Source organism: Candidatus Thermokryptus mobilis, assembly GCF_900070205.1.
Classification (GTDB): Bacteria; Bacteroidota; Ignavibacteria; order Kryptoniales; family Kryptoniaceae; genus Kryptonium; species Kryptonium mobile.
The window spans coordinates 134,687-161,224 of record NZ_FAOO01000003.1; the positions used below are offsets into that span (position 1 = coordinate 134,687).

Annotated in this window: 25 protein-coding genes and 1 tRNA gene; 14 read left to right on the forward strand and 12 right to left on the reverse strand. The window is 38.3% G+C overall.

From position 1 onward, the window contains the following. Positions 1-3 precede the first annotated feature (3 nt). Positions 4-222 carry a ferrous iron transport protein A gene (locus FKZ43_RS02845; protein WP_181180225.1) on the reverse strand — a complete coding sequence of 73 codons (219 nt, stop codon included), beginning with the start codon at positions 220-222 and terminating at the stop codon, positions 4-6. After that, entirely contained in the window at positions 222-680 is a 459-nt protein-coding gene (locus FKZ43_RS02850) for a Fur family transcriptional regulator (RefSeq protein WP_140944370.1), read from the reverse strand. The genes FKZ43_RS02845 and FKZ43_RS02850 overlap by 1 nt, the downstream gene beginning before the upstream one ends. A 149-nt stretch (positions 681-829) precedes the next feature. Between FKZ43_RS02850 and galT the strand changes: the two genes are divergently transcribed. The 3 genes from galT to purL are packed head-to-tail and all read left to right on the forward strand — an operon-like array spanning position 830 to position 4,393. Further along, a complete protein-coding gene (galT, locus tag FKZ43_RS02855) occupies positions 830-1,819 on the forward strand; it encodes a galactose-1-phosphate uridylyltransferase (protein WP_140944371.1) in 990 nt (329 codons plus the stop codon). A 10-nt stretch (positions 1,820-1,829) separates the two neighbouring features. After that, on the forward strand, positions 1,830-2,156 hold the full coding sequence (locus tag FKZ43_RS02860; RefSeq protein ID WP_140944372.1) for a hypothetical protein: 327 nt from the start codon (positions 1,830-1,832) through the stop codon (positions 2,154-2,156). 26 nt (positions 2,157-2,182) lie between these two features. After that, positions 2,183-4,393, forward strand: a complete 2,211-nt coding sequence (purL, locus tag FKZ43_RS02865) for a phosphoribosylformylglycinamidine synthase subunit PurL (protein ID WP_235894666.1) — start codon at positions 2,183-2,185, stop codon at positions 4,391-4,393. 9 nt (positions 4,394-4,402) lie between these two features. On the opposite strand, the gene FKZ43_RS02870 is transcribed toward purL, so the two are convergent. Beyond that, positions 4,403-4,476 (reverse strand) — tRNA-Ile (locus tag FKZ43_RS02870). 54 nt (positions 4,477-4,530) lie between these two features. Between FKZ43_RS02870 and mtnA the strand changes: the two genes are divergently transcribed. From mtnA to FKZ43_RS02885, 3 genes are all read left to right on the forward strand, one after another. After that, positions 4,531-5,589 carry an S-methyl-5-thioribose-1-phosphate isomerase gene (mtnA, locus tag FKZ43_RS02875; RefSeq protein WP_140944373.1) on the forward strand — a complete coding sequence of 353 codons (1,059 nt, stop codon included), beginning with the start codon at positions 4,531-4,533 and terminating at the stop codon, positions 5,587-5,589. Beyond that, positions 5,590-6,360, forward strand: coding sequence for a DNA repair protein RecO (gene recO, locus FKZ43_RS02880; RefSeq protein ID WP_140944374.1), 771 nt, complete (start codon positions 5,590-5,592; stop codon positions 6,358-6,360). Positions 6,361-6,424: 64 nt separating this feature from the next. After that, the gene (locus tag FKZ43_RS02885) at positions 6,425-7,933 is read left to right on the forward strand and encodes a DegQ family serine endoprotease (protein ID WP_140944375.1); all 1,509 of its coding nucleotides are present in this window, start codon (positions 6,425-6,427) and stop codon (positions 7,931-7,933) included. A gap of 37 nt (positions 7,934-7,970) precedes the next feature. Here FKZ43_RS02885 and FKZ43_RS02890 read toward each other — a convergent pair whose 3' ends face one another. From FKZ43_RS02890 to FKZ43_RS02900, 3 genes are all read right to left on the reverse strand, one after another. Next, positions 7,971-9,422, reverse strand: coding sequence for an RtcB family protein (locus tag FKZ43_RS02890; RefSeq protein ID WP_140944376.1), 1,452 nt, complete (start codon positions 9,420-9,422; stop codon positions 7,971-7,973). 82 nt (positions 9,423-9,504) lie between these two features. Further along, on the reverse strand, positions 9,505-10,299 hold the full coding sequence (locus tag FKZ43_RS02895; RefSeq protein WP_140944377.1) for a zf-HC2 domain-containing protein: 795 nt from the start codon (positions 10,297-10,299) through the stop codon (positions 9,505-9,507). Next, positions 10,286-10,810 carry an RNA polymerase sigma factor gene (locus FKZ43_RS02900; protein ID WP_140944378.1) on the reverse strand — a complete coding sequence of 175 codons (525 nt, stop codon included), beginning with the start codon at positions 10,808-10,810 and terminating at the stop codon, positions 10,286-10,288. Before FKZ43_RS02900 ends, FKZ43_RS02895 begins: the two co-directional genes overlap by 14 nt. Positions 10,811-10,935: 125 nt before the next feature. Between FKZ43_RS02900 and FKZ43_RS02905 the strand changes: the two genes are divergently transcribed. The 8 genes from FKZ43_RS02905 to moeB all read left to right on the forward strand — a co-directional run bounded on the left by FKZ43_RS02905 (position 10,936) and on the right by moeB (position 18,449). After that, positions 10,936-11,874 (forward strand): cyclase family protein, encoded by a 939-nt coding sequence (locus FKZ43_RS02905; RefSeq protein WP_140944379.1) that lies wholly within the window; start codon positions 10,936-10,938, stop codon positions 11,872-11,874. Positions 11,875-11,888: 14 nt separating this feature from the next. Next, the gene (locus tag FKZ43_RS02910) at positions 11,889-12,935 is read left to right on the forward strand and encodes a homoserine dehydrogenase (protein WP_140944380.1); all 1,047 of its coding nucleotides are present in this window, start codon (positions 11,889-11,891) and stop codon (positions 12,933-12,935) included. A 77-nt stretch (positions 12,936-13,012) separates the two neighbouring features. Continuing rightward, positions 13,013-14,035 carry a DHH family phosphoesterase gene (locus FKZ43_RS02915; protein ID WP_140944381.1) on the forward strand — a complete coding sequence of 341 codons (1,023 nt, stop codon included), beginning with the start codon at positions 13,013-13,015 and terminating at the stop codon, positions 14,033-14,035. Then, a complete protein-coding gene (locus FKZ43_RS02920) occupies positions 14,032-15,549 on the forward strand; it encodes a leucyl aminopeptidase (RefSeq protein ID WP_140944382.1) in 1,518 nt (505 codons plus the stop codon). The genes FKZ43_RS02915 and FKZ43_RS02920 overlap by 4 nt, the downstream gene beginning before the upstream one ends. A gap of 90 nt (positions 15,550-15,639) precedes the next feature. After that, positions 15,640-16,575, forward strand: a complete 936-nt coding sequence (locus FKZ43_RS02925) for a PLP-dependent cysteine synthase family protein (RefSeq protein ID WP_140944383.1) — start codon at positions 15,640-15,642, stop codon at positions 16,573-16,575. Then, positions 16,551-16,979, forward strand: a complete 429-nt coding sequence (locus FKZ43_RS02930; protein ID WP_140944384.1) for a M67 family metallopeptidase — start codon at positions 16,551-16,553, stop codon at positions 16,977-16,979. Before FKZ43_RS02925 ends, FKZ43_RS02930 begins: the two co-directional genes overlap by 25 nt. A gap of 7 nt (positions 16,980-16,986) precedes the next feature. Next, positions 16,987-17,265, forward strand: coding sequence for a ubiquitin-like small modifier protein 1 (locus tag FKZ43_RS02935; protein ID WP_140944385.1), 279 nt, complete (start codon positions 16,987-16,989; stop codon positions 17,263-17,265). Positions 17,266-17,291: 26 nt separating this feature from the next. Next, positions 17,292-18,449 carry a molybdopterin-synthase adenylyltransferase MoeB gene (moeB, locus tag FKZ43_RS02940; protein WP_140944386.1) on the forward strand — a complete coding sequence of 386 codons (1,158 nt, stop codon included), beginning with the start codon at positions 17,292-17,294 and terminating at the stop codon, positions 18,447-18,449. 34 nt (positions 18,450-18,483) lie between these two features. Here moeB and FKZ43_RS02945 read toward each other — a convergent pair whose 3' ends face one another. The 6 genes from FKZ43_RS02945 to FKZ43_RS02970 are packed head-to-tail and all read right to left on the reverse strand — an operon-like array spanning position 18,484 to position 26,534. Then, positions 18,484-20,886 (reverse strand): S9 family peptidase, encoded by a 2,403-nt coding sequence (locus FKZ43_RS02945; protein ID WP_140944387.1) that lies wholly within the window; start codon positions 20,884-20,886, stop codon positions 18,484-18,486. Between the two features lie 16 nt (positions 20,887-20,902). After that, on the reverse strand, positions 20,903-22,351 hold the full coding sequence (locus tag FKZ43_RS02950; protein WP_140944388.1) for a CCA tRNA nucleotidyltransferase: 1,449 nt from the start codon (positions 22,349-22,351) through the stop codon (positions 20,903-20,905). A gap of 21 nt (positions 22,352-22,372) precedes the next feature. Continuing rightward, positions 22,373-23,392, reverse strand: coding sequence for a Gfo/Idh/MocA family protein (locus FKZ43_RS02955; protein ID WP_140944389.1), 1,020 nt, complete (start codon positions 23,390-23,392; stop codon positions 22,373-22,375). A 4-nt stretch (positions 23,393-23,396) separates the two neighbouring features. Beyond that, positions 23,397-24,662 carry a type IX secretion system plug protein gene (locus FKZ43_RS02960; RefSeq protein WP_140944390.1) on the reverse strand — a complete coding sequence of 422 codons (1,266 nt, stop codon included), beginning with the start codon at positions 24,660-24,662 and terminating at the stop codon, positions 23,397-23,399. Position 24,663: 1 nt separating this feature from the next. Next, entirely contained in the window at positions 24,664-25,359 is a 696-nt protein-coding gene (locus FKZ43_RS02965) for an HAD family hydrolase (RefSeq protein WP_181180226.1), read from the reverse strand. Positions 25,360-25,379: 20 nt separating this feature from the next. Next, positions 25,380-26,534, reverse strand: coding sequence for a baeRF10 domain-containing protein (locus FKZ43_RS02970; protein WP_140944392.1), 1,155 nt, complete (start codon positions 26,532-26,534; stop codon positions 25,380-25,382). Positions 26,535-26,538 lie beyond the last annotated feature (4 nt).

Below are 26,538 nucleotides of genomic sequence, written 5' to 3' on the forward strand. Positions count from 1 at the left end.
GATTTATATTTTTTTGACGAAAATTTTTTTCGCTATATCGCTTCCAATTGCAATTTCAAGCGTTCTTTTTGATATGACAACGGTCCCACCGGGTAATTTGTGTGCGCATTTTATCCTTGTTCCTTCAGTTATGCCGAGGCGTACGAATTGCGTTTTTATATTTCCCTGCGGTAATTCAACGATTTCTAATTCATAGCCGGGTTTTGCATCCGTTAATCTCATCAGCTCATCTTTCCCTTTTCTGAGCATTTTGCACAGAGTCCATAAATTTGGTGGGTATGCCTCAATGGTTTAAACTTATACTTTTTACAAATCTCGTCTTGAAGTTTCTCAATTTCTTCGCTTGCAAACTCAATCATCGCTCCACAATTTATGCAAATAAGATGGTCATGGTGTGTCCTTCCTATGGCTCTTTCATAAATATAAGTATTCCCGACTTTATGTCTTGACACAACGCCGAGTTCAAGAAGTATGTCAAGTGTATTATATACAGTCGCTCTTGAAATTTTTTTGCCTTGATTTTTCATTTGGATAAATAAATCCTCGGCGCCGAAGTGACCATCTATTTCAAGGATTGCATTGAGAACTTCATATCTTTGCTCAGTTGAGCGCAGATTGACCCTTTTAAGATAGCTTGCGAAGTCGCGCTTTACCTTTTCAACCAGTTTTGCGCTCGCCATATATTTTGGGATTTGTTTTTTAAATTTAATCTAAATAAAGATATATCTTTTTGATTTCAAAAGCAAATTTTGAAAGCCGTCCTCACCTGTTTTTTGCAAGACAGATTATTTATTGTTAAATTTTGAAGGTTAAAAAAGAGAACAATTTTATGCCTGAATTTAGACAAAATAGGGCAACTAAAAATTGGGTTATAGTCGCAACTGAAAGAGCTAGAAGACCGCATGATTTTTTGGTTCACGAAGAGATGGCAACGCTTCCGGAGTTTGACCCGAAATGTCCATTTTGCCCAGGCAATGAAGACATGACACCGCCAGAGATTTATAGAATCGTATGTGACAGTAAATGGAGTGTGCGCGTTGTACCGAATAAATTTTCAGCTCTTGTTCCAGATGCTGAATTAAGAAGAGAGATGAAGTTTCAATTTTTCAGAAAAGTGGCTGGTTACGGTTTTCATTATGTTATAATTGAAACGCCAATTCATAACTTGACCATAGCGACGATGAGCGAGGAACAGGTGTGCGATATCTTCAAGACATATTTAAAACTTTACAAAGATTTAATGTCAAACCCGAATATAAATGTTGCGATTATCTTTAGAAACAACGGTAAAAAAGCTGGGACATCACTTGAGCATCCTCATTCACAACTTATAGCGAGTCCAATTGTCCCAACGCATATAAGGCATTTGCTTGAAGAAGCAACGCGATATTACGATGATCACGGTAGTTGCGTTTTTTGCGATATGATTTCCATAGAGGAATATGTCATGGAGCGTGTGGTTTATAGAGATGATGATTTTCTTGTGATTGAACCATTTGCTTCAATTTCACCTTTTGAGACGTGGATTTTGCCAAGAAAACATAACGCTTGTTTTGGTAATATAAGCGAGGAAGAAGCTTGCCGTACAGCTAAGGTTGTTCGGCTTGTTTTGAAACAGCTTTATGATAAGCTTAACAATCCTGACTATAACTATGTCATTCACTCGTCCCCTTTTAAAGATGCGAATGAGGAGTTTTATCATTGGTATATTCAAATTTTGCCTCGGCTTACGATTCCTGCTGGATTTGAGCTTGGTTCAGGGATTTACATAACAACAGCGCTTCCTGAGGAAACGGCTAAATTTTTAAAAATAAATTAAAGGGAAGTCAATGACTCTTCAGCCGTGTCCGCATTGTGGTAAATTTGGGACATTGCATCGTTCAAGGTCAAGGAATTTTAAAGAGCGTTTGGTTAAGTTTTTCCTACCATATAAAATTTACAGGTGTAGCGAATGTGGTTGGCGTGGTTATATTTACATTGGTTTTACGGAGAAGTTTTTCGGTAAAACGGAGACGAGAAAGAAAATCGCCAAGTGGAAAATTTATTCGTTTGTTATTTTATTGTTAATACTTTTAGTTTTGACATATCGTTATTTTGACGAGGTTGGGACGACGCTTGCGCCAATCGTAAAAGAGATACTTCAAAGGGGGGAATGACAAATATGGAGGTTGGGACAAAATCAATGCGGAATTTAGCAGTTGAACTTGGCTTGACAGAGGAAGAATATGATAGGATAATTGAACTTATTGGGAGGGAACCGACATTTGAAGAGCTTGGGATGTTCAGCGTCATGTGGAGTGAGCATTGCAGTTATAAAAATTCAATTTTAGTGTTAAAAACTTTGCCAAGGAGTGGTCCTAAGTTGCTTGTTTCTGCTGGTGAGGAAAATGCTGGTCTTGTTGATATTGGAGATGGGCTTGCGGTTGCATTTAAAATTGAATCGCATAATCATCCATCCGCTGTTGAACCATATCAAGGAGCTGCAACTGGGGTTGGGGGAATTCTAAGGGACATTTTCACAATGGGCGCAAGACCAATCGCAATACTTAATTCGCTTAGGTTTGGGGAGTTGTCAAATCCTCGCGTTAAATATCTTTTCAATGGCGTTGTTCGTGGAATCGCTGACTATGGCAACAGCTTTGGTTGCCCAACTGTTGGAGGTGAGGTTTACTTTGAAAAATGTTATAATCAAAATCCGCTTGTAAATGCAATGGCTGTTGGAATTGTAAGGAAGGATGAAATTGTCCGAGCCGTAGCAAAAGGTGAGGGGAATCCGGTTTTGATCGTTGGCTCAAGGACAGGCAGAGATGGGATTCACGGGGCTACATTTGCTTCTGAAGAGATAACTGAGGAATCAGAGGCAAAAAGACCCTCAGTTCAAGTTGGAGACCCCTTTACTGAAAAACTTTTACTTGAAGCTACACTTGAAGCGATAAAAACGGGTCATATCGTTGGGATTCAAGATATGGGTGCAGCTGGAATAACTTGTTCAACAAGTGAGATGAGTGCACGTGGGGAAAGTGGTATGGAAATTGACCTTGACCTTGTTCCAACGCGCGAGAAAGGAATGAGCGCATATGAAATTTTGCTTTCTGAATCACAGGAAAGAATGCTAATGGTTGTTGAAAGGGGATTTGAAGATGAAATAATAAACATTTTCAAAAAGTGGGACTTAAACGCTGTTGTCATCGGTTATGTCACTTCGGATGGGATGTTAAGAGTTAAGAAAGATGGAAAGGTTGTCGCAAATATACCAGCTGATTCGCTTGTCGTTGGTGGTGGTGCTCCGATATATCAGAGGGAAGCAAAGGAACCGGAATATCTTCAAGAGGTTAGGAAATTTGACCCACATGAGATTGAGCAACCGAAGGATTTTAATGAGGTTTTTTTGAAATTGATTTCCTCACCAAATATTGCGAGTAAGGAATGGGTTTACGAGCAATATGATACTATGGTGCAGACAAATACTGTCGTTTTGCCCGGTGGGGATGCGGTTGTTGTTAGAATTAAAGGCACAAATAAAGCGCTTGCATTGAAGACGGATTGTAATTCAAGATATGTCTATCTAAACCCATATCGTGGTGCGATAATAGCCGTGGCTGAGTCAGCAAGAAATGTTGTTTGCGTTGGAGCTGAACCAATCGCTATTACGAACTGTTTAAATTTTGGAAATCCATATAAACCGGAGATATTTTGGCAATTTAAGGAAGCGGTTCGCGGTATGGGAGATGCTTGTAGATTTTTGGGAACGCCAGTGACAGGTGGAAATGTGAGCTTTTATAACGAGGCTCCTCAAGGTTCGGTCTATCCAACTCCAGTTATAGGTATGCTCGGCTTAATAGACGATTTAAAATTTATCACTACAGCAAGTTTCAAAACCCCTGGTGATGTTATAATCCTTCTTGGGAAAAATACTGGCGAAATTGGCGGAAGCGAATATCTGGCTTGGATACATGGAAAAGTTTTGGGTGATGCTCCATTTATTGACCTTGAGATTGAAAAAAGAGTTCAACAGGTTTGTCTTGAAGGGATTCGGCTTGGTCTTGTGAAGTCGGCTCACGATGTTTCAGATGGTGGTATTGCTGTTGCGCTTGCTGAGTGCTGTATCATTGATAAGGAAAATATGTTGGGTTGTGATGTTAAAATTGAAGATGGGATTCGCCCTGATTTTCTACTCTTTGGCGAAGGGCAATCAAGAATAATTGTAACAGTTGAAGAGGGAAATCTTGATAGATTTGAAAAGCTTTGCAAAAGATTTGGTATTCCTTATTCAATTCTCGGCTTTGTAACTGAAGAGCAAAAGGTCAAAATTAATGACTGGATTGATTTAAAAATTGATGAGATTGCTGATGTTTATTACAATGCGTTGAGGAAGATTATGGAGGTTATTTAATAAGTTTTGTGGGCCCTGGAGGACTCGAACCTCCGACCCGCTGATTATGAGTCAGCTGCTCTGACCAACTGAGCTAAGGGCCCGAATTCCGTTATTAATTTAAAAAAATATAACAAAAAAGTCAAGATTTTTGAGAAATGGAAAGAATACGGTCAATTGAATGGGTGGGTGATAAAGTTAAGATCATTGACCAGACGAAATTGCCGACTAAGGTTGAATTTATAGAGACGGACGATTATAAAGTCGTTGCTGAGGCGATAAAAAGTTTGAAAGTTCGGGGTGCACCCGCTATTGGAATTGCTGCTGGGTTTGGGATTTACCTCGGTGTCAAGTCTTATGATGGGAAGGATAAAGAAAGGTTGAAATTAATTTTAGAAGAGGTATGTTTTGAGTTCGCTTCAACGAGACCGACGGCTGTTAACTTATTTTGGGCGATTGAAAGAATGAAGAAGGTTTTTTATCAGAATTTTCACCTTGAGGTTGATCAGATAAAGGGAATTCTTTTGGATGAGGCGTTGAGGATTCAAAATGATGATATTCAAATGTGCAAGGCGATAGGTCTTAATGGTTCAAAGCTTATTCCTGAAAAGGCAAACATCTTGACACATTGCAACACTGGGTGGCTTGCAACCGGAGATTATGGAACTGCGCTTGGGGTGATTTACACTGCTTTTGAACAAGGTAAGAAGATAAAGGTTTATGTTGATGAGACAAGACCACTTCTTCAAGGTGCTCGGCTTACAACTTGGGAGCTTATGCAAAGGGGAATTGAGACGGTTTTAATCACGGACAATATGGCTGCTTTTTTGATGAAGCGAGGTGAGGTTGATTGTGTAATTGTTGGTGCTGATAGGGTTGCCTTAAATGGTGATACCGCAAATAAAATCGGGACATATAACCTTGCCATAGTGGCTAATTATCATGGTGTTCCCTTTTATGTTGCTGCTCCTACTTCGTCAATTGATTTTAACATAAACACAGGCGATGAGATACCAATTGAATTTAGAAGTGGTGACGAAATAACAGAAATTATGGGAAAGAGAATAGCGCCAGAGGGTGTGAAAACATTTTCGCCAGCTTTTGATGTGACCCCAGGAAATCTTATAACAGCGATAATAACGGAAATTGATATTTTTCATCCACCGTTTAAGGAAAGTTTAGTTAAAATCAAGGAGATGTTGAAAAAGGAGGATTGAATGCTTACAAAGACGGAGGCAATTGTGTTGAAAGCGATCAAATACAGAGAGACAAGTAAAATCGTGACCTTATACACCAAAAAATTTGGGAAGTTGAATGTTATAGCGAAAGGAGCTATGCTGACGACAAGTAAATTTGGTGCATCGCTTGAGCCGATGTCTTATATACTTGCGATACTTTATAAGAAAGAGACAAGGGAACTTCAATTTTTATCACAAGCTGATGTTATTAAGTCCTTTCTTGAACTTTACAAAAACTATAACAAGATGACAATAGGTCTTGCTATTTGCGAGATGGTTTATAGGGTCATAAAATTTGAAGAGGAAAATCCAAGGATATTTAAGCTTCTCGTCGACACGCTTGAGAATTTGAACAACGCCGATAAGAATGAAATAAATTTGCTTTGGTACTTTCTTATCCATTTGGTTGATGTTTTAGGATTTGGGTTAAATTTCAGGAATTGTTTAAATTGTGGAGAAAAATTCGGGATGAAGAATTTATCGCAGAAAGTTGTTTTTTATCCTGTTAAAGGTGGGTTTTTATGTTCAAGGTGTGGGGCTGGTGCGAGCGAGAATTTTTATTCGGTTGGAACTTTCAAAAGTTTAGTTTGGCTTAGCGGGGCAAAGATTGATTCGGTAACAAGTTTAAAGATAGATCGTAATATAAATAGCGAAATTCAAAGGTTGCTCTTTGATCATTTGCGTGAGCATGTTGAGGAGTCGTTGAATTTGAAATCGCTTGAGATTTACAATAAACTGAAACAAAGTTGAGTTTTAGCCTGTTATATTTTATTGAATTGGTCAAAAACAAAAACTTTCAGGAGGCAAGTAAAAAATGACGAAAAAGCAGGTAGCTGGGGCCATAGCACTTGTCCTTGCTGGCTTTTTATTTGGAGTTATCTTGATGTCAGGATTCAACGCTATTAAAACAACGGTTGCCCTTGATTCACCCATTATTGGGTCACAAGATAAACCTTTAGGTACAAAATTTGACCCACTTTCAACGCAGGATGCCTTCGTTCAAGTAGCAAAGGAAGTTATTCCAACGGTCGTTTCGATTAGAGTTGTAGCAAAAAGCGAGTCAAGAAGAGCACCGTTTGATTTTTTCCATTTCTTTGGTCCTGATTTTGAATTTAAAATCCCAGAACCAAGACCTCAAGAAGGTATGGGTTCTGGTGTGATAATTACAAAGGATGGGTATATTTTGACGAATAACCATGTTGTGGAAGGCGCTGAAAAGGGGAATATAACTGTAACGCTTTATGATGGAAGGGAATTTAAAGGTAGATTGATCGGAAGGGATAAATTGACCGATCTTGCTGTAGTTAAGATTGAGTCAGATGATTTGCCAGTTGCACGACTTGGAAATTCGGATGATGTTCAAGTTGGACAGTGGGTTTTGGCGGTTGGGAATCCGCTTGGATTTAACTTAACAGTCACCGCTGGGATTGTTAGTGCATTGAGTAGAAATCTTGGGATAATCAGGGAGACATATGGAGTTGAAAATTTCATCCAAACAGATGCTGCGATAAATCCCGGAAACAGTGGTGGTCCACTTGTCAACCTTAGGGGTGAGGTTATAGGGATAAATACGGCGATCGCATCAAGGACTGGGTATTATCAAGGTTATGGTTTTGCTATACCGATTAATTTAGCAAAAAAGGTGGCTGAGGATATAATAAGATATGGAAAGGTCAGGCGTGGTGTGTTAGGTGTTCAAATAATGCAACTTGATGAAGCGACAGCAAAGGGGTTCGGTCTTGATAAGCCAAGGGGAATTCTTGTTCAGGATGTAATCTCTGGAAGTGCAGCCGAGGAGGCAGGCATAAAAGCTGGTGATATAATACTTGAATGTGATGGTAAGGAAGTTAACAGACCTGGTGAGCTCCAAGAGATAATCGCAAGGAAAAGCCCTGGGGATAAAGTCAAGTTGAAAATTTATAGGGAAGGTAAAACACTTGAAATAATGGTGACATTGAAACCAAGGAATGAGGATGAAGAAGTTGCAAAGGTTGAAGATAAGGAACCACCAGTTAAAGAAGTTGAACCCGGGGTTTTAAATCTTGAAAAACTTGGACTCACTGTGGCAAATCTTGATGATCAAGCTAGGGCTAAGTATAAAGTTAAAAATGGTGTGATAATTACTCGTGTTGAGCTGTATTCAGAAGCGTATGATAAAAATATAAGGGAAAATGATATAATCATTGAGGCGGATAGAAAACCGGTGAGGAATGTTGATGACTTTAAGAAAATCGTTCAGAGCCATAAATCGGGTGATGTTATCCTTTTGAGGATAAGGTCAAGCAATGGTCAAAATAGATATGTTGGCTTGAACATTCCGTAATGGATGTGAAGGCGTGCGAATGCACGCCTTTTTTATTTTAGCCCTTGATATTTCCGATTGGTCTTAAAGCAGCGACCTTACGTGAAATTCCGGCTCTATCAACTGCTTCAACTACATCGGAAATGTTTTTATAAGCAGCGCCTGCTTCCTCAACTAGTCCTGATTTTGACGCTGCTCTTACATAAATTCCGCGTTCCTCCATTTGCTTTATCAACTGGTTGTAATTTATCTCTTTCTTCGCCTTATGCCTGCTCATCGTTCTACCGCTTCCGTGACAAGTTGAACCAAATGTCTCTTCCATTGCTCTTTTAGTCCCGACGAGAAGATATGAACCTGTTTCCATTGAACCACCGATAATTACGGGTTGACCAATGTCGCGGTAAATCTCGGCAAGTTCGCTATGTCCTGGACCAAAGGATCGGGTTGAGCCCTTTCTATGAACGAGAACTTTTTTAATTTTTCCATCTATTTCATATTCCTCGGCTTTTGCTATGTTGTGTGCTACATCGTATACGAGGTGCATTCCGAGTTCCTCTGGTGATTTTTTAAAAACTTTTTCAAATGCTTCTCTAACTCTGTGTAGAATTACTTGTCGGTTTGCAAACGCCATATTTGCTGCACAGAGCATGGCTGAGTAATAATCTTTTCCCTCTGGTGAATCAATCGGAGCACAAGCAAGTTCCTTATCAAGAAGCGGTATTCCATATTTTTTCATTGCATCAAGGAAGACCTTTAAATAATCTGTTGCAATTTGATGACCGAAACCACGCGAACCACAATGTATCATCACGACGATTTGCCCTTCCTGTTCAATCCCGAACGCCTCGGCTACATTTTGGTCAAAAATTCTATCAACTACTTGAATTTCAAGGTAGTGGTTTCCAGAGCCAAGCGTTCCAAGTTGATCAATCCCCCGTTCTCTTGCTTTTTTACTTACCTTTGATGGGTCTGCACCTTTTATTGCACCGTGTTCTTCTATCCTTTCAAGGTCTTCTTTCCAACCATATCCATGTTCAACGCACCAGCGTGCCCCCTTGACCATCACCTCATCAAATTGAGAATTTGAAAGTTTGACAAATCCAGTTGCTCCAACGCCAGTTGGAACTGTTTGAAAGAGCAAATCAACAAGTTCTTTCAGTTTCGGCTTTACTTCTTCAATCGTTAAGTTAGTTCTGACAAGTCGCATACCGCAGTTAATGTCAAATCCAATTCCACCTGGGGATATAACTCCATTTTCAAAGTCAAACGCAGCGACTCCACCTATTGGGAATCCGTAGCCCCAATGCCCATCTGGCATGCAAAGAGCGTATTTTTGAATGCCCGGTAGACATGCGACATTTGTAACTTGTTCAAACACGCCTTCATCCATTGAATCAAGGAGTTCTTTTGTGGCGTAGATGCGAGCTGGAACTTTCATTCCTTTTTTATATGTCTGAGGTATTTCCCAAATTACCTCTGAAATTCTTTTTATCTCTTTTGGTGCTGGCATTTTTCAAGAGGGCATTTTGTTTTTGAAGCGTAGATAATTTACAAAAAAAATGGGTTAAGCCAAAGTGTTAAATGGGTTTGCCTTACATTTCTTTGTCCCCCGAACTATGGCAAACGATACAAGGTTTTTTCCAATTGAAGTTTTCAAAATCAAAGACGAGGGCATAAGTTAAACCTTTATCGCTCCAAGAAAGGATATTTAAACCATCCCGTGTATCAAGGTAGAAATCCAATTCTTTGAATGTAAACTTATTCTTTCCATGCGGAGTTGCGCTCCTTGAAGGAGCAACGAGCAAAGTCATCGGTCGGTTATCCATCTCGTAAGAAACAAGAGCAGCATAATCGTTGTTGAGCGCAACAAGGCGAGCGCCCTTGATTTTATATGGTTGCTTTGTCGGGTCGGGATAACGAGGAAGACGAAAATTGAAGTTTAATTTGCCCGAAAACCAATTAGATATTTCCGCCTCTGAAGATGTTTCAATTTCAAGTGGCAATTGACCCCGGGTTTGCCTTATATGATTTTCTATGGCAATTTCTGCGAAATCAGTGCGAGAAGAATAGAGAAAAGTCAAATAAATACCAATGCCAAGCGAGACAGCTATAATTGCTAGTAAGATTGCTAATTTTGAGAAACTTTTTCTTTGCGGTTTAAAATCTTCAATCTGTGAAATCAATTCTTTTTTGAAATCTGAAAAATCAAAATTTACTTCGTCTTTCAAGATTTTGATTGAATCAACAAAGTCGCGTTGTTGCTTTAAAAGTTTTGAACATTCTGAGCATTTGTTTATATGCTGTTTAAATTGTTCAAGTTCTTCTCCCGCTAGCTCTCCATCAAGGTAGAGATTTATCCATATTTTTATCGTTTTATGATCTATCATTTTCTTTCTTCTCGTAAATTTTTAAGAAGTTTTCTTTTAGTTTTTCTCTTGCTCTGTTCAACCTTGACATCACTGTTCCAAGCGGACAACCAAGTATTTTTGAAATTTCGCTATAAGAAAAATCCTCAAAATATCTGAGGATTAAAATTTCCCTGTAAACATCAGGCAAATTTTCAAGGGCTTTGAGCAATGTTTGACGCATTTCATTATTTATTAACAATTCCTCTGGGTTTATATTCCAATCGTCGCTTTTATTTTCAATTGCTTCATCAATTTGGACTGGTGAGATTTGTTGTCTTTTCTTTTGATTTAGCCATATATTTCGCATGATTGTAAAAAGCCACGCTTTTACATTTGAAGTTTCATCAAGTGAGTTTAAATTTTTTAACGCCCTATAACATGTCTCCTGGACGAGGTCTTTTGCCTCCTCTTCGTTCCCTGTCACAAGTAAAGCGTATCTTAAAAGTGAGTCAAGGGTGTCAATTATTTCTTTTTTTAATTTTTCAAGCATAAATGGTTTTAATGTATTTTCTCTGGAATAAAAGATAATCAAAAGAGTTTAAGGGAGCAAGTTTGTGTTGTTCTTGATAATTAGTTTTTGAGTTATTAATTTTTTAGAAAAAAGAGGAGGCAGAGATGAGAAGAAACATCAATTTGATATACATCTTTGTCGTATCATTTTTTCTCGGTTGTAGTTCAAATAGGCAAGAGTTTAAATTGTGGAAAGTTTATGATGATGTTTTTAAGAGTGCAAAATATATTGACTTAACGCATGCTTTTAATCCGAGTATACCAGTTTGGCCTGGTTTTGAACAGGCGAGGTTTGAGCCAGCTAAGGCTGGGAGAGACCTTGGTGATTATGCCCGTAAAGGAGAGGAATTTACTTATCAAAAGCATGGCTTTATTGCGACAGCGTATTGGCTTCCAACGGATCAATATGGGACACAGCTTGATCCCCCAGCTCACTGGGATAGCCTCGGAGCTACTATAAGTGATATACCAGCAACTTATGCTATAAGACCGCTTGTTGTTATTGACATACATGATAAGGTTGCCAAAGATTCAGGGTATCATTGTTCAATTGAGGATATAAAGGCATGGGAAAGCAAATATGGGAAAATTCCCGAAGGTTCAGTTGTCATGATAAGGTCGGACTGGTATAAACTTTTCCAGACAAACCCAGAGCGGGTTAATAAGAAGCCGTTTCCGGGGATCACACTTGAGGCGTTGAAATTTTTACATTTGGAGCGTAAAATTTTATTCCACGGGCATGAACCCCTTGACACTGACACAACTGCAAATCTTGAGGGTGAATATTGGCTTATGCACAATCATTATTGCCAGGCTGAAGGTGTTGCAAATCTTGACAAAGTTCCCGAAGCCGGGGCTCTTATTGCTATCGGTTTTGCCAAGCCCGAGGGTGGCACTGGAGGATACGCAAGATACATTGCTATTTGTCCACCTGATTGGAAATATGGCAAATCAGTAATTGAAGAGCCAGGCGCTCCTTTACCTAAACAACCATTTCCTTTGAGAAGGGATAAACAAGGTGTTTTAAGACCATCAAAAAGATAAATTTTGGACACATAATGAAATTTAAAATCGCCCTTATTGGATTTGGAAATGTTGGGCAAGGATTTGCTCAGTTGCTTGAAGCAAAGAGAGATTACTTATCGGAGAATTACGGAGTGGAATTTTTAATAGTAGCGATCTCTGACACTGTTAAAGGTTCGGTTTTTCAGGAAGAGGGGATTGATTTGAAAAGAGCAATTGAACTTGTTAGGAAAAATGGGGATTTGAAGTCGTATGATGGCGGGATTATCGGCTGGGATAGCTTTAAAACTATAAGTGAGAGCAATGCCGATGTTATCATTGAGGTTACCCCAACAAATATAACAACTGCCGAGCCAGCTTTGTCGCATATAAAACTTGCTTTTGAAGTGGGTAGACATGTCATCACGACAAACAAAGGTCCTGTGGCTTTGTTTTACAGACAGTTAAAAGAAATGGCTGATGAAAAAGGGTTAGCTTTTAAGTTTGAGGGAACTGTTTTAAGTGGGACACCTGTATTTAGTTTTTATTTTAATTCGCTTCGTGGAGCTTTTGTAAAGAGAATAAGGGGGATTTTGAATGGGACTACAAATTTTATTTTAACTCAAATGCATAAGGGGGAAAGCTATGATGAGGCTTTAGAAACAGCCAGAAAGCTCGGGTATGCGGAGGCAGATCCAAGTGCTGATGTTAAAGGTTTTGATGCGATGGCAAAAATAATTATACTTTCAAATGTGATAATGGGGAGCAACCTTAAACCAAGTGATGTTGAGGTTGAGGGTATTACCAATATAACATCTGAAAGGATAAGGGAGGCGGTATTGAATGAACGAAAAATTAAACTTATATCTGAGGTATGGCGTGATGGCGACAATTTTAAAGCGATAGTTTCGCCCCGAGAACTTACAAAAGATGATTTCTTTTATCATATAGATGGCACAATGAACGCTATTTGTTTTTCAACTGATGTAATTGGTGATGTCTTTGTGACAGGACCTGGTGCTGGCGGAGTTGAAACTGGTTATGCTATTTTAAGTGACTTGTTGGATATTTATTTATCAGTTTATTCGGGGAAAGAACGCTAAATTTGTTTATTTACCTTTCTGAAGTTATATTTAAAACCTAAATTTGATCGCTTAAAAATAAATTCGGTTAAAAACCTATGATGCTACAGTTTGACGAGGTCAAGCAGGTTATAGATAGATCAAACAATTTCGTAATCACAACGCATGTCAATCCAGATGGTGATGGTCTTGGTTGTGAGACCGCTCTCTTGTGGTTTCTTAGAAAACTTGGGAAATCAGCTGTTGTGATAAATGTCAGTGAAACCCCGGACAATTATAAGTTTCTTGATTTGGAGGGCGAGTTCATCATTTTTGATGAGAGCGATGGAAATTGTGTTGATAAGATTTTAAAAGCGGATGTGATTTTTATATGCGATATGAATCAATCGCACAGATTGAAGGCGATGGAGAAGTATGTCCTTCAAAGTGAAGCGAAGAAGATTATAATTGATCATCATCTTGAAACGCAAAATTTTGCGGATTATTATCTTATTGATGTTGACGCCCCAGCAAGTGGTGAGGTCGTTTATAGGTTGATAAAACTTTTTGACGAGGTTAAAATTGATGAAAGGATAGCCCTTGGGATTTACACTGCTATAATGACTGATACCGGCTCATTTAGATTCCCGAGAACTGATTCTGAGACACACCGAATAATCGCTGAGCTTCTTGACGCTGGCGTTGATCCAATATTTGTCTATGAAAAAGTTTATGAGCAAAGCTCTATTGGCAGAATTAAACTCCTTGGGCGTTGTCTTTATGAGCTTGAAACAAGATATGATGGGCGTCTTGGTTTTATAGTTGTAACGCAGAAAATGTTGAGTGAGTTTGGCGTTAAGGAGTGGGAGACAGATGGTTTTGTTCAGACGATCCTCTCTGTGAAGGGGATTAGGATTGCGATTTTTGTGCTTGAATTGAAAGATGGAGTTAAGTTAAGTTTCAGGTCAAAAGGTGATATTCCGATAAATGAGCTTGCGAAAGAGTTTGGAGGGAATGGGCATAAAAATGCAGCTGGGGCTCGGCTTTATAATGTAACTGTCGGTGAAATTTTGCCAAAAATTTTGGAAAGCGCGAAGAAATTCGCTTATTTTGAAGAAAAACAAATTGAGGTTGAAAAATGAAGGTCTCTTTTTCAAAAGCAACAATTAACACTATAAAAGCTGATTCGGTGATTGTTTTTACATTTTCAGATGAAGAACTTTTAAATTCAACGGCTGATAAACTTGATAAATTTCTCGGTGGTCAGATTAGGTCTGCAGTTTCATTGGGTGATTTCAAAGGAAAGGAGAAGGAAATTCTTGTCTTGTATCCACTTGATTCGGGTTTGAAAGCGCGTCGCATCCTCATTGTTGGACTTGGAGAGAGGGAAAAGATAACGCTTGAGAAAATAAGGCGCTCTTGTGCTGTTGCATCAAAGAGAGCACAAAGTTTGAAATCGGAGACGATAGCAATAGAATTTCCAAATTATTCGCTTTTGAAAGATAAGATAGACGAACCGTTGAGTTATATTTCTCAGTCAATAATTGAGAGTTCGGTTCTTGCCCTTTATAAATTTGATAAGTATTTCACCGATGAGGAGAAAAAGAATAAGAAGGTTAGGGAAGTGATTTTGTTTTCTCCAGATGATTCAAGGGAGATAAGGGAAGGGGTGAGAGTTGCTGATATAGTTTGCGATGCGGTTTATTTTGCCAGAGACCTTGCAAACGCACCTGCGAATGAGATTTATCCCGAGACGCTTGCAGAAAAGGCGGTTAAGTCAGGTAGAAAGTATGGGTATAAGGTAAAGGTTCTTGGTAAGGAACAGATTCAAAAACTTGGAATGGGTGGTTTGCTTGCTGTTAACTCCGGGAGCGCAAGACCGCCAAGATTTATAATTATGGAATATAACGGAAATCCAAGAAGTAATGAAAGATATGTTCTTGTTGGTAAGGGAATAACTTTTGATAGCGGTGGGATCTCTTTAAAACCGGCTCAAGGAATGGGTGAAATGAAAATGGACATGTCAGGTGCTGCAGCTGTGATTGCGACGATCCAAGCGGTTGCGAGGTTAAAATTGCCAGTTAATGTTGTTGGTCTTGTCCCAGCAACTGAAAATTTACCAAGTGGTTCAGCTTATAAACCAGGGGATATTTTGAGAACATATATTGGAAAAACAATTGAAGTTGATAACACTGATGCGGAGGGAAGAATTATACTTGCTGATGCACTTGGCTATGCTCAAAGATATAAGCCAACAGCTATAATTGATCTTGCGACTTTGACGGGAGCTTGCGTTGTTGCACTTGGTTATTTTGCAACGGGAATGTTTGGGAATAATGAACAACTTATGGAAGAGATTAAAAAGGCGGGTGAAAAAACATATGAAAGGGTTTGGCAGTTGCCAACATGGGATGAGTATGACCAGTTGATAAAAAGTGATGTAGCTGATGTTAAAAATACAGGTGGGAGATGGGCTGGGGCTATAACAGCAGCAAAGTTTCTTGAAAAATTCGTCGGTAATTACCCCTGGGTTCATCTTGACATAGCTGGGACAGCGATGCTTGACAAGGAATATGATTATCAGCCAAAAGGTGGCTCAGGCGTTGGAGTTAGATTGCTAGTTGAATTTTTCAGGAACAAAGCAAAGGGCAAATGAGTTTTTTCTTTTAGAAAAGAAAAATATTTGAAGAAATGAGCGAGTGTAATTGTAAAAACAAAACAGCAAATCCTTTTGGATTTATCATAGATGGCGTCAATTTTATCAAAAATTGGGAACACTCCGCTTATAAAGATAAAGAAACTCTCTTCACATTTAAAGCATGTTTCAATTTATGCGAAGGCGGAGTGGTTCAATCCAGGGGGTTCGGTTAAAGACCGCCCTGCTTTTTATATGATAATGGACGGGATAAAGAAAGGACTTTTGACCAGGGATAAAATTATCATAGATGCTTCAAGTGGCAATACTGGAATTGCTTATGCGATGATTGGAGCCGTCCTCGGTTTTAGGGTTAAAATTGCAATCCCTAGAAATGCAAGCACTGAGCGAATAAAGATTTTAAAAGCATATGGTGCTGATATTATTTTCACTGATCCGCTTGAGGGGACTGATGGGGCTCAAAAGATTGTTAAGGAGATAGTTTCAAATGAACCCGAAAGATATTTTTATCCAGATCAATATAACAATGAAGCGAATTGGCGCTCTCATTATGAAACAACTGCCGTTGAGATAATAAGGCAAACAAGGGGAAAAGTTACACACTTTGTCGCTGGGCTTGGGACGACTGGAACCTTTGTTGGGACAGCGAGGAAATTAAAAGAGTTTAACCCACGAATTAAAGCGATCGCAGTTCAACCCGATTCACCGTTTCACGGAATTGAGGGCTTGAAACACATTCCAACAGCCATAGTTCCAGGAATTTTTGACCCAAACATTGTGGATGAAGTGATTGAAATTTCAACTGAAGAAGCATATGAAATGGTTATACAGCTAGCTTGTGAGGAAGGGTTGCTTGTCGGCGTTTCATCTGGGGCTGTTATGTCAGCTTGTTTGAAACTCGCTCAAAGGATTGAAAAGGGTGTGATAGTAACGGTTTTCCCTGATTCTGGGGTCAAATATTTAAGTGAAAGCTTTTGGGAAAATAAAATTGATGGGGAAGAATGGTTAAGGTTTCAGCTGAAATAATTGAGCAGATAAAAAAGCATGGGGAGGAAACATATCCAGAAGAATGTTGTGGTGTTTTGATCGGTAAATTCAGTCAAGATGAAAAAGAAATTTTTGAATTTTTGAGGATTGAGAATTCAAGTGAAAGCGAAAAAAATCGCCGATTTTTGATAACGCCGGAAAATTATCTTATGGCTGAAAGATATTCAAGGGAGAAAAACCTTGATATAGTCGGGTTTTACCATTCTCATCCGGATCATCCCGCCAAACCTTCCGATTATGATAGGGAACATGCTTTGCCGTTTTTTTCATATTTTATTGTTTCAGTTGAAAACGGGATTGCGAAGGAAATTAACAGTTGGGTTTTGAAAGAAGACAGAAGTGGGTTTGAATTTGAGGAAATTGAGATAAAAAACAAAATTTGATTTGAAAATGAAAGTCAAAGTTATGATTCCAACTCCTTTGAGACCATACGCTGAAAATAGAGATCTAATTGAGGTTGAGGGTGAAACCATAGATGAATTACTTAAGGATTTGGTGAAGAGATACCCGCAATTGGGGCGCCATCTTTTCTCTGAGGATGGGAAGTTGAGAAGTTTTGTTAACATTTATGTAAACGATGAAGACATAAGGTATCTCAACGGCGAAAAGACAAGCGTCAAAGATGGCGATGTCATAAGCATAGTTCCTGCAATAGCTGGAGGTATTTAAAATAAATTTGAGGAGGTGTGATAAAGATGATAAATACACTTGAAGTTGAGTTAAGCCGAGAGGAATTCCTCAGATATGGTCGTCATCTTATAATCCCTGAGGTTGGGCTTGAAGGTCAGAGGAAATTGAAATCAGCGAGTGTTTTAATAGTTGGCGCTGGTGGGCTTGGCTCACCTTTGGCTTTTTATCTTACAGCTGCTGGTGTTGGAAGGATTGGCATTGTTGATTTTGATGTTGTTGATTTGTCAAACCTTCAAAGGCAAATAATTCACACGACGAAAGATGTAGGCAGGTCTAAACTTGAATCCGCTCGTGAAAAACTTAAGGCGCTAAATCCGAATGTTAAAATTGAAACCTATGAAATGCGACTCACAAGCGAAAATGCTCTTGATGTGATAAAGAATTATGATATCGTTGTTGATGGGACTGACAATTTTCCAACGCGTTATCTTGTAAATGATGCTTGTGTTTTCTTAAAAAAGCCAAATGTTTATGGGAGTATTTTCAGATTTGAAGGTCAGGTATCAGTTTTTTATGCTGATAGAGGTCCTTGTTATCGTTGTCTTTATAAAGAACCTCCCCCACCTGGTCTTGTCCCAAGTTGTGCTGAAGGTGGAGTCCTCGGCGTTTTACCTGGAATAATTGGGACAATTCAAGCGCTTGAAACGATAAAATTGATCCTTGGTATTGGTGAGCCGTTGATTGGAAAACTTTTGCTCTTTGATGCGCTTAAGATGAAATTTAGAGAGCTTAATCTAAGGAAAGATCCAGAGTGCCCGGTTTGTGGTGAAAATCCAACGATTAAGGAGCTGATTGATTATGAAGCTTTTTGTGGTATAACGCCAGAGCAAATTTTGCGTGAGTCCGGTCTTGAGGTCACACCTGAGGAGTTGAAAGCGAAACTTGAAAATGGTGAGGATATAATTTTAATTGATGTTCGTGAGCCAGTTGAATATGAAATAAACAGGATTGAGGGTAGTAGGTTAATCCCGCTTTCAAAATTGCCTGAAAAGGTTAATGAGCTTGATCAGACGCGTGAGATAATTCTTTATTGCAAAATGGGTGGAAGGAGCGCCAGAGCAGTTCAACTTTTAAGGGAACTTGGCTTCACAAGAGTTAAAAATCTTGCTGGAGGTATTGACGCATGGATAGAAAAGATTGATCCGACTATGCCACGGTATTAATAAAAGGCACGCCGAAGGCGTGCCTTTTTAGTTTTCATTCAATTGAAAATTCAAACTGAGGAAATTTTGTAATTTTCAGACGAAGGTCATCTTTTAATGTCGTTGAGTCAAAGCTTAACTTAACAGGGAAGTAGGGATTAATTTTGTCCGGGTTTAAGTTCAATTTGATATCGCCCGTTAAAACGGATTTTGCACCCGTCACTTCAACAGGCACACCAAAAGCATTAACTTTATTTCCGTTCCGATCAAAGATTGTAAAGTCGTTTAAAATTGATAAATCCAAGTTGTTTGCATTTTCCCCGGACTTAAACAGAAGTTCAACCTCAATGAATTTTTTCGTCGTGTCAAAACCAGAATAAACCACATTTTTATTTGCTTTCACAACTTTGATTTCCCAACCACCAGCAAGTACCCATTCATCTGTTCTGACTATTGGTTTTTTATTTGGCTCAATTCCAAGCAGATATTTATTAAACCAATCAAGGCAACGGTAAAATTCATCAATTCTATGATTTGGCTCTCTGAAGCCATGAGCCTCGCGTGGATACCTTACAAATTCAACCGTCTTTCCAAGATGTTTTAATGCTTGGTGCATTTCTTTTGAATTGCTTATGAATGTGTTCGGGTCTTCGTCACCGTGCAAAATTAAAACTGGCGTCTTTATATTTTTAACATAGTAGAAAGGCGAGCGTTCAAGATAAATTTTGAGGTTGTTCCAATAGTAATCACCGAGGTAATTTGGCTCCCAACTTGGGAGATATGAGTTGCTGTAATCGGTTATCAAGTTGAAAATTCCAAACATTGAAACAGCAGCTTTGAATCTGTCGGTCTGCGTAATAGCCCAGTTTGTCATGTAACCGCCGTAACTTCCGCCAAAAATGCCAAGTTTGTTCTCGTCGGCGATTTTAAGCTCTTTAATTATGTAATCAATCCCACTCATGATATCTTTAAAGTCGCCTCCACCGAGATCCTTAAAGTTTGAAATGCCAAATTTATTTGAATATCCCGAGCTTCCTCTGAAATTCGGGGCAAAAACGATATAACCTTCATTAGCCCAGACCTGGAAATTATAATACTGTCGGAGTGTGTTTTGAATTCTTCCGTAAGGACCACCGTGAACGGCAACAAGCATCGGATATTTCTTTCCTTGCTCAAAATTGACTGGTTTGACGAGAATCCCTTCAATTGTCCAACCATCAAAACTTTTCCATTTTATAACCGTTTGTTCACCAAATGTGAAATTTGAAAGTTGCGGGTTTAAGTCAGTTAACTTTTTGAGTTCCCCATCTTTAAAGATGTAAATGTCTGGTGCACTTGTTTTATCTTCAATCAACAATGCGATTGTTTTATCTCCATTTGAAATTGATATATCGTTGAAGACCTTTTCACCGACAAGGAATTCCTTTATGCTACCGTCTTTGGTTGAAATTGTGTAAATGTGAGTGTAAACGCCACTTGCTGTTCTTGCATAGATTTTTTCCGCTTCAGATTTTGAAAACTCGTAGCTTACAATTCCTATGTCAAACGATTCAGTTAAATTTTTTATTTGCTCTGTTGTTGGGTCAACAATGAAAAGTTCCTCTTGAGAATAGGTGAACTTTGGGTCAAGGTCTGCGATAAAGGCAATCAACTTGCCATCAGGTGACCATTTCGGTTGTCTTTCTCCACCTGGTCTTTTCGTCAACTGTCTTGATTTCCCTGTTTCAATTTCAAATATCCAAAGGTCAAACTTTGGTCCATCGTCTATGTCGCCAGTGTAATTTGTGTTATAGACGACAAGTCTTCCATCTGGAGATACATCAAATTGATCAACGCCGTAATCCCCAATGAAAACCCTTTTTTCTTTCTTCGTTTCAACATTTACAAGGTAAAATTCCTTGCGATATTTTTCTTTATCAACAACAATTGGATCAAATTTCAATTTTTTGTCTCTTTCTTTTTTCTCTTTCTCTGGCTTTGGAAGAGTTTCTTGAGTCAAATACAGAATGTTCTTCCCATCGGGCATCCATTGGTAATTTATAACTCCTTCTGGGGCATTTGTAAGTTTGAACGCTTCTCCACCATCAACTGGCAAAAGCCATATTTGTGTCTTTGTCTCTTTTTGATCGTCAGAGGCTTTCCTATTTGATAGGAAAGCGATGAACTTCCCATCAGGTGAAAATTTTGGTGATGTCTCGTTTTCCTTTGAAAATGTCAATTGCCTGACTTTACCATCCGCGGTTGAAACCATATAGATGTCTGTCCTAAAAGCGCTCTCTTCAAAATCGGCTTTTGATAGCGTGAAGACAATATATCTTCCATCGGGCGAAATGTTAATTTGAGAAGCGGTGTTAATTGAAAGCATGTCTCTAATTGTGAACTTCTTCTTCTGTCCCTGGGCAAAAAGGGCAGCGATTGAAAGCGTCAAAATAAGTAGAAAACTTGAAATTTTTCTCATATTTACCTCCCTTGTGTTAATTTTTTATGTTTTCCTGTGTTTTTGATTTCTCCTCGTATTCGGCGATGATTTTATCTTTTACCTTCATTAGATATTCAAAAGCTGCGTCGTGCTCGTTTGGAATTATACCTTCAAGGATTGCTTCCTCAATTGCTTTCTTTAATCGACCGACCAGTGGTCCTGGCTTTAACCCGAGCGCTTGCATTATTTCATTTCCATCTACAGGGGATTTAAAAGCCCTTAATCTGTCTTTTTCCTCAACTTCTTTAATTTTCCTCACGACGATGTCATAGTTTCTGGAGTATTCCTCAACTAATTTTGGATTTCTTGTTGTTATATCTGCTCTGCAAAGTTTTATTAAATCGTCAAGGTCTTCCCCGGCTTGAACGATCAATCTTCTTATTGCGGAATCAGTTACACTTTCATCAACCAAAGCCATTGGGCGAAGATGTAGTCGGACGAGTTTTTCAACATATTTTGATTTTTCAATTGGCAATTTTAATCTGCGGAAAATTTGCCGAACCATTTTTGCACCAAGAATATCATGCCCGTAGAATGTCCAACCGACACCTTCTTTAAATGCTTTCGTCTTGGGTTTAGCTATATCATGAAATAAGCCCGCAAGCCTAAGCCAAACATCATCTGTAACCTTAGCAAGGTTATCAACAACTTGACAAGTATGTTGAAATACATCTTTGTGGTGATAGTCCGTCCTTTGCTCCGTTCCTTCAAGTTCTGCAACCTCAGGTAGAATGATTTTCATTAAACTTGTCTCCTGAAGCAATTTTAATCCGATTGAGGGTTTTTTCGCCTGCATAATTTTCAAAAATTCATCCGTTATCCTCTCCTGTGAAACGATTTCAATCCGTTCTTTCATCTTTTTTATCGCTTCAAGGGTTCTTTCTTCTATCTTGAATTCAAGTTGCGTCGCAAATCTGATAGCTCTTAACATTCTGAGTGGGTCGTCGTCAAATGTTTTCTCCGGGTCAAGTGGTGTTTTGATGATTTTATCAACAAGGTCTCGTCTCCCGTTAAATGGGTCAATTATTTTTCCGAAGTCATCTTGATTTATTGAAATTGCTATAGCATTTATCGTGAAATCGCGCCTTGCGAGGTCATCATCAAGCGTTCCATCTTCAACTATCGGTTTTCTTGAATCCCTTCGGTAACTTTCCTTTCTTGCGCCGACGAATTCAATTTTTCTATCCTCAAGCATTATCATCGCAGTTCTAAAATTCTCGTAAACAGTTACCCTTTTCCCAAATTTCTTCCCAACTATCCTTGCAAATTTAATCCCCTCTCCGATCACAAGAAAATCAACATCTTTAACCTCCTTCCCAAGGAGCAGGTCCCTTACATATCCCCCAACGACATAAACTTCAAAATTATTTTCGTCAGCAATACTTCCAACCTTCTTAACAATTTCATCATTTATTTGAATTTTTTCAGCGAAAATTTCCAGCATCTTCGGAACTTAAATTTTGTTTTAAATTGTGTCATGAAGTGACATCTTGCTTCGCACGATTTCCTGTTGTTTTTCTATCTCATCTATAATTTTGAACGCTACTTCAAGGGCACGTTTGCCATCCTCGGCTGAAACACCGGGGGCTTTGTCATATAGAATTGATTCAATAAATGAAACGAGCTCCGCTTCAATTGGGTTGATATTTTTGACGCTTGGTTGCTCGTAGATGATTTTTTTCGGTTTCGTTCCAAGCTCAATTTTCCCTAGTAAAAAAGTTGGGTTGACTTTTTCTTCATCTCCAACTATGCGAAATATCTCCGATATTCCCTGCATAAAATCAATAGAAATATAAGCGTTGCGCTGAAAGATCCTCATCTTTCTCTCATTTTTCCTTGAAATTCTACTCGCTGTTATGTTTGCAATGCAACCATTTTCAAATTCAATCCTCGCATTAGCTATATCTATTGAATCGGATATCACAGCCACACCGCTTGCTTTGATCTCTTTTATCTTGCTTTTCACAAGATTTAAAACAATATCAATGTCGTGAATCATCAAGTCAAGGATTACAGCAACATCAGCTCCTCTCCCTTTGAATTGAGCAAGACGATGCACTTCAATGAACACGGGTTGAAGTTCGTAGTTTTCAAGCGAGAGCAAAGCTGGGTTAAATCTTTCAACATGCCCAACTTGAACCTTTAAATTTTTCTCATTTGAAACCTTTATTATCTCTTCCGCTCCTTCAACTTTGTCTGTTATCGGCTTTTCTATAAATGTGTGAATTCCTTTGGACAAGCATTGAATTGCAATTTGATGGTGAGTTGTCGTTGGTGTCGCAATCACAACCGCTTTTACATTGTTGAGCAAATCGTCAAGCCTTTTAAAACTTTTAACGCCAACTTCTCTTGCTACTTCATCTGCCCTTTGTTGATTTATATCGTATACACCAACTAAATTTGCTTTATCTATCTTTGATAAAATCCTTGCGTGTATGCTTCCAAGATAACCAACACCTATTACTCCAATATCAACTTTATCCATAGTTTTAACCCTCAATTTTTGCAAAGCCAACTATTCTATCAAAACCGCCAAAGTTTGGGTCTCGGTAATAAACAACGATTTGATATAAATTCACTGTCTTCCAGTCGCTACCTTCAAGCTCAATCCAATCAAGAACCACAACATCATTTTTAGCTTTATTAAAATAACCGATGACATATTGATAATCATAAACACCACGCTTTAACCATTTTCTGATGAAGTAATAATTCCTTAAAGCATCATATTTTAGCATATCGTCAATTGTCGGTTTCCAATTATTGAAACAGCCGACGATGTAAATGTCTCCTTTCAATTTCTTTCCCACCTCTGCATCAATCTCAAGCCGAAACATCACTTCAAGATATTCCGAATACATGCCCTCATCAACAATCATACACCCGCCGTTCATATCTTGTTCACCTTGCCAAAATTTTCTGACCTTATCAACTCCACCAATTGGAATCACAAGTTGTCCGTTCGGATAAATTTTTTCGCTTCTTAAATCAATTTGTCTGTATTCATTCCCAGGTAAAATGTTCCAAATTTTGAAAATCCTTGAACTTGAAGGGAAACCGCTTACAAATGTATATTTTTTTCTCTCGTTGAAATCAACGCGATAAGGGTAGTAAATTTTCCAGTTCTCATAGATATCAACAGCTGTGATGTAATACCAGTTTAATGAATCAGGTATTTCAACCTCAATGTCAATTTCATTGACATAGTTTTTCACATTTGCTTCCTCGCCGAGTAAAACTTTGTTCAAATTTGCCTTGATGTTTGTAATTTGATCAACCACTATAAATCTTCCAGTTGCGTAAACGGTTGTGTCAGTTCTTTTGTCGTAGATTTCAAAGATATAATTCCCAGAATACGGGAATTGCACGATGTTATCGTTGTCAGGGAAAATGTTTTTAAAATGAAAATTATACCCTCTTATTCCTTTCTCTGCTGTTGTGTAATTTAAAAAAAGCGTTTTGCTATGAAAGAAACTTTGAACAAATATATTTTCGGTCTTACGCCAGTTCCTATCGCAGTGGTAAAAACGTATTCCAAGGTCTGGAACTTTTTGGCATCTCACATCAAATTCAATTATTATGTAATCATTAACGGTATTTGGCTCGCCGTTCCAAAGCGTATCATATCTTATGATTATCGGCGGATATATTTCTCCTTCGTAGCTGTAAACTCTCAATCCTTTTATTTCAATTTCATCTCGGGCAAGTGAAAAATTAGCGAAGAAAAAATATAAAATCAAAAAGAGCCATAACATGTCAATCGCTCACCTCATTTTTAAAGATCAAATAATTTAAAACTTTTTTAAGCTCCTCAATAGAATTTACGGTAATGTCTGGCTTCATATCCATTACCTTTTCCTTCGCAAGCGAATCCCAAAGCGCGGATATAACTTTAACCTTGGCTTCCCTTGCAGCTTTTACATCGCTTGTGGCATCACCGATGAGGATTGCTTCGTCAGGGGAGAGATTTAAAATTTCAAGTATCTTCTTTATCCCTTCGCCTGAGGGTTTGTGTGACTTAACATCATCACCGGTGATTATGATATCAAAAAATTTTTCAAGGTCAAGCTTTTTCAAAGTTATTGAAGTTGTGACCCTGCCTTTTCCAGTAAAAATTGCGAGCTTCAAACCAGCCATTTTCAAAGATGAAAGCAAATCCCTTATCCCCTCATATTCCCTTGCTTTGTGGTGGTTCATCTCATAGTAAGAATAAAACTCCTTGGTTGCTTCCCTGATGAATTCCTCGCTTTTAATTTTATCATCGCCGTATAATATGATAAGTTTTCTTATCCCTCCTTCTTCTGGGGGACCAAAAAACTCATTGGCTATTTCCTCAGGCGTAAAAACTTTACCGGTATATTTCCTTGAGATGTAATTAAACGTCTCAAAAATTAATTCATTTGTTTGTGCGATTGTCCCGTCAAGGTCAAAGATTACACACTTGATTTTCAATCTTGAAGAAAAATTTGTTTTCAAATCGTTGTTTTTGTAACGCCCTTATGTCTTAAAATCGCTCCAACACCTTCTTGATTTAATTCTTTTGAGTAAAATATCGGATAAATTTCAATGTTTGTCTCACTTGCCACATCAATTATCTTGAGCATTATGTTCTGCGTCCTTATGAGATTAACACCACATCTCGGGCATTTATCGTCTTTTAAGGCGAGGTAGTTACAAGATGGGCAGTATTTCCCAGAATATGAAAAGTCAAGGTTAAAAACCAGCTTGCTCACATTTGATTCATTTAAAGCCCTTATCGTGTCTTTAATGCCTATCACAGCCATTTCCGATGTTTTTGATCTTGCATGTGTTTTAATCTGGTCAATCACTTTTTCCTCCTCTTGGATCTGTAACTTAATTTCAAGTTCAAGCGATTTTCTTAAAATGTCGCTATCTTTTGCATCTATCGGGAGGTTAAAAGAACCTCGGTAAATTTTTTTTAGATATGGATGAAGTTGTTCAACAAATAAATTTATGTCCTCCTGTTTCCCACCGATGAGGAGAAGATCAAATTTTTCACTTTGATAAATTTCAAGTAGTTTCTCGGAAATTTTTTTGTAGTGTTCTATTATCTTGTTCTCTTTATACTCCGTCACCCTTGACTCATCAAACCCGTGATAACCGGCAATTTTAATCTTCTTCGGCGTCTCGTTGTAGATTTCACTGGTTAAGGTGATTTCATTTCCAAGTATTGTGAAAATTTTTGCCTTTCTATGATCAAATATGGTGGTGCATATTTTATGATTCCTTGACGTTATCAAAAGCAAAGGTCTGATGTATGGGGATCTGTCAATCATAAATAAATTCGGGGGTGAAACAGTCAGTTCATAAACTTGCCAAAATTTTTCCTTTGCGCACGAGAAGATAGCCAAACCCTTATTTTTGACGATGTCAAGATTTTGAGATATGTAGTTTTCCATCTTTTTTATATCCTCAAGGACATCTTTGAATTCTTTTTCATTCTCCAGTTCTATTTTCTTCTCCTTGATGAGGTCTTTGAAGATGACCTCAATTTGCTTCTTTGAAAATTTGCTTCCATCAGTGTTAAGATAGAGAGAAGAGACGAAGCAGTTTTGGGGTTTGTAGTTTTTGAGTTCTTTCAGCCGTTTCTCTAAGTTGATCAGCATTGAT

Coding starts and splice junctions, on each gene's coding strand:
- FKZ43_RS02845 (WP_181180225.1), bottom strand. CDS start 222: ATGAGATTAACGGATGCAAAACCCGGCTATGAATTAGAAATCGTTGAA.
- FKZ43_RS02850 (WP_140944370.1), bottom strand. CDS start 680: ATGGCGAGCGCAAAACTGGTTGAAAAGGTAAAGCGCGACTTCGCAAGC.
- galT (WP_140944371.1), top strand. CDS start 830: ATGCCTGAATTTAGACAAAATAGGGCAACTAAAAATTGGGTTATAGTC.
- FKZ43_RS02860 (WP_140944372.1), top strand. CDS start 1,830: ATGACTCTTCAGCCGTGTCCGCATTGTGGTAAATTTGGGACATTGCAT.
- purL (WP_235894666.1), top strand. CDS start 2,183: ATGCGGAATTTAGCAGTTGAACTTGGCTTGACAGAGGAAGAATATGAT.
- mtnA (WP_140944373.1), top strand. CDS start 4,531: ATGGAAAGAATACGGTCAATTGAATGGGTGGGTGATAAAGTTAAGATC.
- recO (WP_140944374.1), top strand. CDS start 5,590: ATGCTTACAAAGACGGAGGCAATTGTGTTGAAAGCGATCAAATACAGA.
- FKZ43_RS02885 (WP_140944375.1), top strand. CDS start 6,425: ATGACGAAAAAGCAGGTAGCTGGGGCCATAGCACTTGTCCTTGCTGGC.
- FKZ43_RS02890 (WP_140944376.1), bottom strand. CDS start 9,422: ATGCCAGCACCAAAAGAGATAAAAAGAATTTCAGAGGTAATTTGGGAA.
- FKZ43_RS02895 (WP_140944377.1), bottom strand. CDS start 10,299: ATGATAGATCATAAAACGATAAAAATATGGATAAATCTCTACCTTGAT.
- FKZ43_RS02900 (WP_140944378.1), bottom strand. CDS start 10,810: ATGCTTGAAAAATTAAAAAAAGAAATAATTGACACCCTTGACTCACTT.
- FKZ43_RS02905 (WP_140944379.1), top strand. CDS start 10,936: ATGAGAAGAAACATCAATTTGATATACATCTTTGTCGTATCATTTTTT.
- FKZ43_RS02910 (WP_140944380.1), top strand. CDS start 11,889: ATGAAATTTAAAATCGCCCTTATTGGATTTGGAAATGTTGGGCAAGGA.
- FKZ43_RS02915 (WP_140944381.1), top strand. CDS start 13,013: ATGATGCTACAGTTTGACGAGGTCAAGCAGGTTATAGATAGATCAAAC.
- FKZ43_RS02920 (WP_140944382.1), top strand. CDS start 14,032: ATGAAGGTCTCTTTTTCAAAAGCAACAATTAACACTATAAAAGCTGAT.
- FKZ43_RS02925 (WP_140944383.1), top strand. CDS start 15,640: ATGGCGTCAATTTTATCAAAAATTGGGAACACTCCGCTTATAAAGATA.
- FKZ43_RS02930 (WP_140944384.1), top strand. CDS start 16,551: ATGGTTAAGGTTTCAGCTGAAATAATTGAGCAGATAAAAAAGCATGGG.
- FKZ43_RS02935 (WP_140944385.1), top strand. CDS start 16,987: ATGAAAGTCAAAGTTATGATTCCAACTCCTTTGAGACCATACGCTGAA.
- moeB (WP_140944386.1), top strand. CDS start 17,292: ATGATAAATACACTTGAAGTTGAGTTAAGCCGAGAGGAATTCCTCAGA.
- FKZ43_RS02945 (WP_140944387.1), bottom strand. CDS start 20,886: ATGAGAAAAATTTCAAGTTTTCTACTTATTTTGACGCTTTCAATCGCT.
- FKZ43_RS02950 (WP_140944388.1), bottom strand. CDS start 22,351: ATGCTGGAAATTTTCGCTGAAAAAATTCAAATAAATGATGAAATTGTT.
- FKZ43_RS02955 (WP_140944389.1), bottom strand. CDS start 23,392: ATGGATAAAGTTGATATTGGAGTAATAGGTGTTGGTTATCTTGGAAGC.
- FKZ43_RS02960 (WP_140944390.1), bottom strand. CDS start 24,662: ATGTTATGGCTCTTTTTGATTTTATATTTTTTCTTCGCTAATTTTTCA.
- FKZ43_RS02970 (WP_140944392.1), bottom strand. CDS start 26,534: ATGCTGATCAACTTAGAGAAACGGCTGAAAGAACTCAAAAACTACAAA.